Genomic DNA, 8,743 nt, shown 5'->3' with positions numbered 1-8,743 from the left:
GTGGATCACTACAAGCCAACCACGCAAAGTGAGAAACTCAGCCACATAACTTGAGAAAAAAATTTCCCACGTTATGTGGATTTTTTATGGTATTTAAACACTATTTAAACCGCTTTTAAACTATGTTGAAACAGCCCCCATACCTCTCCAGCCACATTATTAAGCAGTCAGTCAAATAGAGCTCCATATCTCTCCACATAACATTTTCCCACGTTATGTGGATTTTTTATTAAGTACAAAAAAATGTTTCTAAATATAGATTGTATTTTTATGTAAAAGCTGCTAAGCTGCTCCTAATCTTGTTGAAATGGATAGAGTGAGAGACTTTACTTATGGAAATATTTAAGCTAGGAGAACTTTTTTGTGGTCCAGGTGGTATTGCTTATGGAGCAAGATTAGCTTCTAATAATAAATTTAGGATTGAGCATGTATGGGCAACAGATTATGATCAAGATACATGTAATACTTATGCAAAGAATATATGTAATAATGAGAAAAAATCTGTTATTTGTGAAGATATTAGACAATTGGATCTAGATGTACTAATGAATATTTCTAATATAGATGCTTTAGCTTTTGGTTTTCCATGTAATGATTATAGCGTTATCGGAGAAAAAAAAGGTATTCATGGTGAATTTGGTGCATTATATGAGTATGGTATAAAAGTACTAAAAAAATTCCAGCCGAAATGGTTTTTAGCTGAAAATGTTGAAGGATTAACGAGTGCAAATGATAATGAAGCATTAAACATTATATTACAAGAAATGTATGAGGCTGGATATTCTGTTTATCCTCACTTGTATTCTTTCGACAATTATGGAGTTCCTCAATCAAGAAAGAGGGTTATAATCATTGGAATTAGAAAAGATATTAAAGTTCAATTTTACCCTCCATCTACAAAGCCATTTTCAAATATAAATAACTCGGTTAGAGTTGCTTTAGAGGTTCCACCAATATCAGATAAAGCCAAAAATAATGAGAAGACTCATCATAGTAAGCGTGTAGTTGAAAGGTTGAATTATATAAAACCTGGTGAAAACGCCTTTACAGCAGATATTCCAGAACATTTAAAGCTTAAAGTAAAGGGAGCTAAAATTAGTCAAATTTATAAGAGATTAGATCCTGATAAGCCATCATATACTGTAACTGGTAGCGGAGGAGGTGGAACACATATGTACCACTGGGAAGAACCAAGGGCTTTAACTAATAGAGAAAGAGCTCGAATCCAGACTTTCCCCGATCATTTTGAATTTTGTGGTTCTAAAGAGAGTGTTCGTAGGCAAATAGGAATGGCAGTTCCAAGTCAGGGAGTGAGAATTATTTTAGAAAGCCTATTTAAGTGTTTTTCAGGAGAATTTTATGATAAAATTGAATGTAATATTAGACCTATAGTTTATGAAGACTAGGAGATTTAAAGATGGGACAAATCGAACAAACCTTACTTGATGAAAATGGGGAATTACCGCAACGTTCAGGCTTAAATTGGGGGCAAAGAGACGGAAGAGAGCCTAATCAAGCATATATAAAAATATCTTCTACTAATTATGGTTTCTTTCCCAGAGATACTCAATTTAAAATTATAACAGAAGATGGTTACTCATTTATTTGCTCTATTGCACAGGAAAATGGAAAAGCTATTCATACACCTAATGATAATTCTGAATTTGGTCGATATTTTCGTGAAAAACTGGGTATTCCTTTAGGAGCTCCTATTAAAACTTCAGATTTAATAAAATACGGTAGAACTAGTATTCATTTTTATAAAATAAACTCAAATATATACAAAATGAAGTTTTAAATGACATTTAAATATCATAAAAAATCCACTCTGGTCAGACAAAGCGGTCTCGGGTCTATGCAGGTGCTATCTGCTTAGGCTGATGTGGTAGAGGTCAGAGCCTACCACATCGCCGCTTCTTTATGTTTACTTGTTACATTCTCAATCTTTGTAGGTAATCGCTTTTACACTCCACATTTGAGCGGTTTGTGCTTCAGTGATTGCCACGCTGGCTAAACGCTTAACCTCTAGTATATTTGTTGAGTTACGTAACTCATTAAGTTGATCAATGATGTCCGCATAAAGCCGTTTGCACTTTGTCACTTCATCGTTATTATCAGGATTAAAAGTTAATCCTACTGCTTTTTGTCCAAATGTTAGATTTCCTTTCATCTACAATTTACTCCTTATGTTTTAATTTAAAAATTGCCGCTAAATGATTCGGAGAAAACCGCCAGCCCTCACAACCGTAATTAATCGCCCTTGCGCACCACTCACTGCAGAAGTATTTATCACGACGTTCTGGAATTAAAAAAATCAATCCTAACGCGCCCCACCAGTCATATTTTTTTCCCTTAGTGAGCTGGTAATAATAGACAACCTGCGACTCGCTTACGCCAGTAAGTGGAATTAAATCCCATTTTCCGTCATCTAAATCAATTACTTTTTTACGTACACCGCCATCCCTGACAGAAGAGCTATAGCATTCGTAATATTCTTCACAGTCATAGCGAGCTGTGAAATTCGCTTGTTTTTTGATTGCAATTTCGCAGTGACTATATTTACCACGCGTAAATTTACGAATTAACCAATCACTAAGTCTGCACCAATAACTATACAGACTATGCCCATCACGCTTGCCTTTATACAAGGCTAAAAATACTTGATCCGTCATTGCTGTGCTTCCGCTAATTCTTGCATTTGTGCAATGATGTCATTGTGGAGTTTTTGCATCTCGTCTAACGTTAAATTTGGCTGTTTTAACTCATATTTCCGCATACGTAATGCCGACATCTTTTCAAGCGTGCTACGTAATTGACCGGCTTGTTTTAAAATAAGCAACGCAGCCGACTTATTATCAATATTGGCAGCTTGGGCAAAACTGACAATATAAACACTTGCATCACCTTGATAATTCTGCTCTTGATACGCCAACGCTGCCTTTTCGCGCTCTTTATATTCGGACTCAAATCGCGTCCATTTTGTAATGAGAGATGAGGCAGTGTTATCAATATCATCAATAAGCTGCTGACGTTTTTCGTTAGCCAACTCTGCTTGTCGCTGTTGATTAAGTACCCACTTTGTACCGTCCCAATCGTGCAATGATGACGGTTTTACCTCAACTTTGCCGTTAAGATAATAACTATCCTGATTGACCAGCTGTGTTTGTAATGCACCGTCATCATCTCGCAAATATAAGTATTCGGGATAATCTGCCCGTGCTTTAGCCTCAAGCTCGTCATAAGTTTTGCCGTGTATCGGCACAACAAACGATGTTTCTCGCCGACCGGTTGCCGGATCAATCACAATTAAATGTATTAGGCTCATACTATTACCTCCTTTTTACGCCTTAGTTTAAAGGAGCGATAAACAAATTGATTTTAAACTGGTTTAAAGATTTAAAGACGGAGGCAATATGAGACTACCAAATGGTTATGGATCAGTATTTAAACTTAGCGGCAGACGTCGCCGCCCATATATCGCACGAAAAACGGTTGGCTATACTGAAAGCGGAAAGCAGATTTACAACATAATTGGCTATTTTGAAACAAAAGAAGAGGCATTGACCGCACTTGCAAACCACAATCAGCAAGATAAGCCGGAACCCAGCATAACATTGGCAAAAGTGTACCAACTCTGGTATCCAATCCACGCCAGACAAGTGTCAAAGTCGACAGCAGAAAGCTATCGCAATAGTTATAACCATCTGTCTGCGATTATCACAATGCCAATCCACAAAATTAAGTATCGGCATCTGCAATCTATTTTAGATGGTATGAAAGAAAAAGGATTATCATATGCGAGCTTAAAAAAAGTAAGATCATTGATAAATCAGCTGTTTGCACATGCTATCATTAATGAGTGGGTTGATCGCAGTTATGGGCAATATTTGCAAATGGGAAAAACACGCCTGTCTATCCACATAAAATTTTTACGCGACAACAAATCAATAAGCTATGGCAATGCCAAACAACAGACACTGATTTAGCATTAATCTTACTTTATAGTGGGATGCGAGTCGGAGAGCTGTTGCAGCTACGCCGCAGTAATATCAACTTAAAACAAAAATATTTTGACATCACAACGTCAAAAACAAAAGCAGGTATTCGCATTATCCCAATCCACCCTCGTATTTTACCAATTGTAGAACGGCGGCTTCAGAAAAAACAGAAATACCTGTTTGTTGACGAAACTGGTCAACCTCTAACTTATGCCAAAGCAGCAACGCAATTTGCGAAAGCAATGCAAGCAATCCGAGCAAAACACACTACACACGACTGTCGCCACACAGTAGCAACTTTGCTTGATGCTGCCGGTGCCAACAAAGTTGCACGCGACAGATTGCTGGGACACGCATCAAATAATGTCGGAGATAGTGTTTATACGCATAAGACATTGATACACTTGCGAAAAGTGATAAATTTGCTCAAATAATGTAGTTAATCGTGTTTTTAACCTGCCTTTAAATCGCTTTAAACAGTGATTAAATCACCGTTTAAAGCGATTGTTATTTGTGTGTTACTGGATAAAAAAATCAGTAAAAACCCAGCTTTCCCTGCTGATATGATTACCCAAGGGAGGATCGGTTGAAACTGTTGGTAATGTTACAGTTGTGACACTGCCAATAAGATATAAAGCTACTAACTTATTTGCGTGTGCAAACGCCAGCGATACTGGCTATTCGCAAACTGCAGAAAATGCTAACGTGGAAAAAATGGAAAATACATATGTTGCCATAATATCATATCAAGGTTACAGAGGCGCTAAAGTAGGTTTTGTTGAATGGTTTTCTGTTGGCATCTAGCCTAGCCAAGGGGGAACTGCACTCACAAATAATAAAGGTAACTGTGATATTACCTTTGCCATCCCATTTAATAACTACAATTATACTATCGTTGGGATGCATAGCGGTGGATCTGTAGCCATTACAACAGAGTTGTATACAGCAAGAGCCAAAAATAAAACAACAGTAATGCTACGGAGTGCAAATAACGGTTATGGAGAGCGTTATGCCATCCGATATTTTTGCGCCGGCGTCTAGCCAAGGGGGAGATTTAGGCAGCAATCTCATTAATAATAAAAGCTCCGTTAATTTACCAATTACAGTTAATATAATTGTCTATGTTGGAGCAACAGATTACGACTATTCTGGAAATCCTTTTATTTATAATATTTATGATTTAACAAGAAACTCGTTTAAAATCTATGCAGAACGCCCCAGACCTGGACTAGAAGCACGTATTTGGGGGAAGTACCTCTGCATAGCTTTTTAAGTTATGTGATAGCTATCCAATACCAACGCATAAATAACGCTGCAAATCGCCAGATCCGCTTGACAAAAAACATACTTCAGTGGTGTTATTTGCTTTAGCCACATTCCAGCCGTAAGCCCACAAAGGTGCTTTTGTTTGACTTCCGTGTTCCGCTTGATAATTTATTGCCTCTAACATTAGTTTTACAGCAATTGGTATTTTTACGATTTTATATGTTTCGTTTAATAACAGTTCGAAACGTCCCCCTTGGCTACTGCCCAATAGAAAGTACAAGTGCGTCAGCTCCTACATTAAAAAATATAGCTCGAATTAAATTGACATCACTGCTAGTGTCTATTGTTCCAACATCACTTTTTGATAGTTCCATTAAATTTACATAAAAACATTTATTGGGATACGAAACGGGAAATATGAATACGCCAGACGACTTTAATATATATCCCCCTTGGATAATAAGATTCCCAAAAAAAGGTCCGAAGCAAATATACCATGCGTTAGGGTTGGTAAAATTATAAGTAATTCCCAACGGTGTTGTGCCGGCATTACCCCACGTATTCACTATGCTTTGGAAGCCTGACGCATCACCTTGTGCGAGCTTTATCAATGCATCAAAAAGAGAAGATAGTTTTTGATTACCGTTACGATTCATCACAAAATCGGCTGCACGCAAAACACCTGTCATTGTGTCCCCAGCTTTGCTCACTTTATTTGCTGCTGAACTATAAGCTGACACCGCTTTGTCATAAGCAGTCTTAACCGCCTTAGCGGTTGCCGCAAAAACAGAGGAATCCTGATTAACGCTATCTGTTAATTGCACAATGCCACTGGTCGTTAAGCTGCCTTTATCAATCGCGTGTGTATGGCTGGTTGAAGTGACGCTGTTTGTGGTTGATGCGGTAATGCTTGACGGTGTACCCATCGCGATAGTTCTATTCGCATTAATCTGACCGCCACCAGTTAAGCCGTTTCCAGCAGATATATTGGTAGTTGAGTTAGCTTTACCTGCCGCCAAATTATAAGCTGACACCGCTTTGTCATAAGCAGTCTTAACCGCCTTCGCGGACGCCGCAAATAAACTTGATGCAAAATTAACACTGTCCGTGAGTTGCGTAATGCCGTATCTTGATGTTGATGCTTTTTCGATTTCGTGAGTGTGCCCATCTGCCGCCACTGCATTTGTCGTATCGCCGGTAATTTTCTTCGGTGCGCCTTTACTAAATAACTCAGCAATTTTGGCTTTAAGCCATTGTGTGCGGTTTGCTAACTGCTTTTGCGGTTTATTTGAGAGACCGTCCTCGCCACCAACCACGGGGTCGTTTTCTTCAATGCGATAAATCTCATTTTCCCATTTGTTTTCTTCTTTTAATCCTGCCATTTTTGTCTCCTTTTTAAATTTTTTATTAGATTGAGCCGTGGTTATATGCCCCGTTATAAGTGGCTTTGTTATTATAGAGCAACGGTGCAGATTTATAATCTAAGATGCCAAGCACACAGCGTGCTGGGGCGTAACTGCGTAAAGTTTTTCTAATTTCTTCTGCTTGATCTTTGGTGATAGGTCTTGAGAGCTTAATGCCGTAATACGCCCATTTGTCAGCCGCTGGAATTGCAGCAACAGATTGGTTAGAGCTGTAATCGCGTAAGATAAGCCCTTCGTCAATCTCAACCTCGCCATAACCTAGCTTGCGTAATACCTCGCGGATACTGTACGGTGTACCTTTATAACGGTGTAATTGCACAGCATTATTGATTAATACAGACTTAGATTGATCTGTTTGCGCTGCAAACATCCCGTCATAGCCTGTCATACTCCATTTTTCAGCAAGTAGTGGCATCACATCATCAGGTAATAACTCAACTAATGTTGTCATAATTTGACGTTTCTCCGTCAGGTCGAGACGTTTGCCAAGTTCACACAACGCCACAAACTTATCACTTGCAGCAATGATTGTTGGATACTGTAAATTAGCCATCTTGCCGCACTCCATTTACATTAATAGTAACCGCGGTGCAGTTTGCCCATTCCGTTGCAGCCACCACCATTTTCGCCGGCTGATTAATCACAACGTCATAGACACCCTCAACCCGCAACACTTGCATTAACGCACTCGGCACCACATCCATTCCCAATTTGCGAGTGCGGGTAGAGAGATAACTCAGTAACGCATCTCTGGCTTGTGTCTTCACCACGTCTTCGCGATAACCTTGCAACAGCGTTAATTCAGCGATAATTTGATAGCTTCGCACCGTTGGAGACTTCACAGTAACCACATCACAAAGTGGTCGGCGAGTTTCGGCGGAGAGATATTGATTAATTTCATTTTTCAGGCGTTCATCCGGTACACCGGTGACGGTAAGTGGGTAAATATCGACTTTTCCGCCTGCTGGAGTAATCACAGCAACATCAACAATTGCTTGTGAAACTGAGCGAGTGTAATAGTCATAAGCAGCAACCGAACCACAAGTGTTAAAGGCTTCCGGTGCGGCTAAAATCCGCAAGCGATAAGCATCATCATCTTCCTCTTCAATGCCACCTGAGGTGATGTCAATATTGGTAACGGTAACCTCTTTGTCGGTGGCGAGTTTGCTTTTTAAGGTTTTAACACGTCCGATTTCCCAGCCATTTCCAAGTATGCCAGTAACCGTAGCTTCTGCTTCAACTTCGACATAGCTAATTAACGGCGTAATGACGTCATCAGCAATTGTGACAAAACTAAGTTGGTCAGTAACTGCGACCACTGTGCCTTTAGGAATTAAAATAGATTGATGCTCACCGGCAACACTAAAACGCAACACACAACGTGCCGCCTTATCACGCAAGCGATAACAACCGAACGGCTCACCACATAAATCGAGGGCTAAGCCTGTGGCGTACTGAGGAAACGTCTGTAAAAAGGCTTCATTAATCCCTTTGCGGATTAACAACTCACGATAGGCATAAGTTTGAATAATCGAACGCTCAATATGTGCTGGCTGTAAGGTTTTGCCAGTACGCTGTTCGTAGTCCGCAATCGCTTCCGCTAAGATGACTTTTACGTCATCTGCAATAATTTTGACGTCTTCTCTGGCTTGACTAACCATAGTTCACCTCAGTTTGATAAATTTGTCGCTCCACGTCATCACGTAAGCACCAGCGAATATCAAAATAAAAGTGCGGTGCTTCGCCAGTAACATTGACGCTTTGCACCACAATCCGTGTTTCCCAGCGTTCTAACGCCGTCCAAATTTCACGCACGATATTTGGCACTGCCACATCAAACGGCTGGTCGATGTAGTCAAAATGATTGCTACCAAACTCGGGGCGCAAAATGTCGCTGCCCTTTCGGGTAGCCAAAATATTGCTGATACATTGGTGGATATCGTTTTCGCCGGTAATGGCGATGTTATCACCAAGTTCCGGCGAGAGTTGCCAATGGATATGGGTAATTTGTGTCTTCATAGCCCTGAGAATACAGGGCGGAGAGAAAAATTGATT

The 8,743-nt window shown here is 39.8% G+C and carries 14 protein-coding genes; 6 read left to right on the top strand and 8 right to left on the bottom strand.

Annotation, left to right across the window (positions count from 1 at the left end):
- Nucleotides 1-332: 332 nt before the first annotated feature.
- Entirely contained in the window at nt 333-1,406 is a 1,074-nt protein-coding gene (locus tag QV04_RS10745; protein ID WP_065231012.1) for a DNA cytosine methyltransferase, read from the top strand.
- A gap of 11 nt (nt 1,407-1,417) precedes the next feature.
- Nucleotides 1,418-1,798 (top strand): restriction endonuclease PLD domain-containing protein, encoded by a 381-nt coding sequence (locus QV04_RS10740; RefSeq protein WP_065231011.1) that lies wholly within the window; start codon nt 1,418-1,420, stop codon nt 1,796-1,798.
- A 141-nt stretch (nt 1,799-1,939) separates the two neighbouring features.
- On the opposite strand, the gene QV04_RS10735 is transcribed toward QV04_RS10740, so the two are convergent.
- From QV04_RS10735 to QV04_RS10725, 3 genes are read right to left on the bottom strand one after another with little or no spacing between them, the layout of a single operon-like run.
- Nucleotides 1,940-2,170 (bottom strand): DUF7681 family protein, encoded by a 231-nt coding sequence (locus tag QV04_RS10735; protein ID WP_017807578.1) that lies wholly within the window; start codon nt 2,168-2,170, stop codon nt 1,940-1,942.
- A gap of 7 nt (nt 2,171-2,177) precedes the next feature.
- Nucleotides 2,178-2,672, bottom strand: coding sequence for an enoyl-CoA hydratase (locus QV04_RS10730; RefSeq protein WP_065231010.1), 495 nt, complete (start codon nt 2,670-2,672; stop codon nt 2,178-2,180).
- A complete protein-coding gene (locus QV04_RS10725) occupies nt 2,669-3,325 on the bottom strand; it encodes a hypothetical protein (RefSeq protein ID WP_065231009.1) in 657 nt (218 codons plus the stop codon). The genes QV04_RS10730 and QV04_RS10725 overlap by 4 nt, the downstream gene beginning before the upstream one ends.
- An 88-nt stretch (nt 3,326-3,413) precedes the next feature.
- Between QV04_RS10725 and QV04_RS11875 the strand changes: the two genes are divergently transcribed.
- The 4 genes from QV04_RS11875 to QV04_RS10710 all read left to right on the top strand — a co-directional run bounded on the left by QV04_RS11875 (nt 3,414) and on the right by QV04_RS10710 (nt 5,271).
- Entirely contained in the window at nt 3,414-3,986 is a 573-nt protein-coding gene (locus QV04_RS11875) for a site-specific integrase (protein WP_231924157.1), read from the top strand.
- Complete coding sequence (locus QV04_RS11870; protein ID WP_328585941.1) at nt 3,884-4,432, top strand: tyrosine-type recombinase/integrase; 549 nt, start codon at nt 3,884-3,886, stop codon at nt 4,430-4,432. Before QV04_RS11875 ends, QV04_RS11870 begins: the two co-directional genes overlap by 103 nt.
- 418 nt (nt 4,433-4,850) lie before the next feature.
- On the top strand, nt 4,851-5,039 hold the full coding sequence (locus tag QV04_RS11990; protein WP_419177523.1) for a hypothetical protein: 189 nt from the start codon (nt 4,851-4,853) through the stop codon (nt 5,037-5,039).
- Nucleotides 5,008-5,271 (top strand): hypothetical protein, encoded by a 264-nt coding sequence (locus QV04_RS10710; RefSeq protein WP_065233456.1) that lies wholly within the window; start codon nt 5,008-5,010, stop codon nt 5,269-5,271. Before QV04_RS11990 ends, QV04_RS10710 begins: the two co-directional genes overlap by 32 nt.
- Before the next feature lie 12 nt (nt 5,272-5,283).
- On the opposite strand, the gene QV04_RS10705 is transcribed toward QV04_RS10710, so the two are convergent.
- From QV04_RS10705 to QV04_RS10685, 5 genes are all read right to left on the bottom strand, one after another.
- Nucleotides 5,284-5,448 (bottom strand): hypothetical protein, encoded by a 165-nt coding sequence (locus QV04_RS10705; protein ID WP_156539690.1) that lies wholly within the window; start codon nt 5,446-5,448, stop codon nt 5,284-5,286.
- 73 nt (nt 5,449-5,521) lie between these two features.
- Nucleotides 5,522-6,646 (bottom strand): phage tail protein, encoded by a 1,125-nt coding sequence (locus QV04_RS10700; protein ID WP_065233455.1) that lies wholly within the window; start codon nt 6,644-6,646, stop codon nt 5,522-5,524.
- A gap of 25 nt (nt 6,647-6,671) precedes the next feature.
- Nucleotides 6,672-7,241, bottom strand: coding sequence for a phage tail protein (locus QV04_RS10695; protein ID WP_065231003.1), 570 nt, complete (start codon nt 7,239-7,241; stop codon nt 6,672-6,674).
- Entirely contained in the window at nt 7,234-8,349 is a 1,116-nt protein-coding gene (locus QV04_RS10690) for a baseplate assembly protein (protein ID WP_065231002.1), read from the bottom strand. The genes QV04_RS10695 and QV04_RS10690 overlap by 8 nt, the downstream gene beginning before the upstream one ends.
- The gene (locus QV04_RS10685) at nt 8,342-8,707 is read right to left on the bottom strand and encodes a GPW/gp25 family protein (protein ID WP_039156498.1); all 366 of its coding nucleotides are present in this window, start codon (nt 8,705-8,707) and stop codon (nt 8,342-8,344) included. The genes QV04_RS10690 and QV04_RS10685 overlap by 8 nt, the downstream gene beginning before the upstream one ends.
- Nucleotides 8,708-8,743 lie beyond the last annotated feature (36 nt).

It is taken from the genome of Gallibacterium genomosp. 1 (assembly GCF_001678575.1).
Taxonomy (GTDB): Bacteria; Pseudomonadota; Gammaproteobacteria; order Enterobacterales; family Pasteurellaceae; genus Gallibacterium.
This window is presented reverse-complemented; position numbering and strand designations above follow the sequence as displayed.

What these genes read in the sequence shown, in the direction of transcription:
- QV04_RS10745 (WP_065231012.1), top strand. Translation starts at nt 333, where the DNA reads ATGGAAATATTTAAGCTAGGAGAACTTTTTTGTGGTCCAGGTGGTATT.
- QV04_RS10740 (WP_065231011.1), top strand. Translation starts at nt 1,418, where the DNA reads ATGGGACAAATCGAACAAACCTTACTTGATGAAAATGGGGAATTACCG.
- QV04_RS10735 (WP_017807578.1), bottom strand. Translation starts at nt 2,170, where the DNA reads ATGAAAGGAAATCTAACATTTGGACAAAAAGCAGTAGGATTAACTTTT.
- QV04_RS10730 (WP_065231010.1), bottom strand. Translation starts at nt 2,672, where the DNA reads ATGACGGATCAAGTATTTTTAGCCTTGTATAAAGGCAAGCGTGATGGG.
- QV04_RS10725 (WP_065231009.1), bottom strand. Translation starts at nt 3,325, where the DNA reads ATGAGCCTAATACATTTAATTGTGATTGATCCGGCAACCGGTCGGCGA.
- QV04_RS11875 (WP_231924157.1), top strand. Translation starts at nt 3,414, where the DNA reads ATGAGACTACCAAATGGTTATGGATCAGTATTTAAACTTAGCGGCAGA.
- QV04_RS10710 (WP_065233456.1), top strand. Translation starts at nt 5,008, where the DNA reads ATGCCATCCGATATTTTTGCGCCGGCGTCTAGCCAAGGGGGAGATTTA.
- QV04_RS10705 (WP_156539690.1), bottom strand. Translation starts at nt 5,448, where the DNA reads ATGTTAGAGGCAATAAATTATCAAGCGGAACACGGAAGTCAAACAAAA.
- QV04_RS10700 (WP_065233455.1), bottom strand. Translation starts at nt 6,646, where the DNA reads ATGGCAGGATTAAAAGAAGAAAACAAATGGGAAAATGAGATTTATCGC.
- QV04_RS10695 (WP_065231003.1), bottom strand. Translation starts at nt 7,241, where the DNA reads ATGGCTAATTTACAGTATCCAACAATCATTGCTGCAAGTGATAAGTTT.
- QV04_RS10690 (WP_065231002.1), bottom strand. Translation starts at nt 8,349, where the DNA reads ATGGTTAGTCAAGCCAGAGAAGACGTCAAAATTATTGCAGATGACGTA.
- QV04_RS10685 (WP_039156498.1), bottom strand. Translation starts at nt 8,707, where the DNA reads ATGAAGACACAAATTACCCATATCCATTGGCAACTCTCGCCGGAACTT.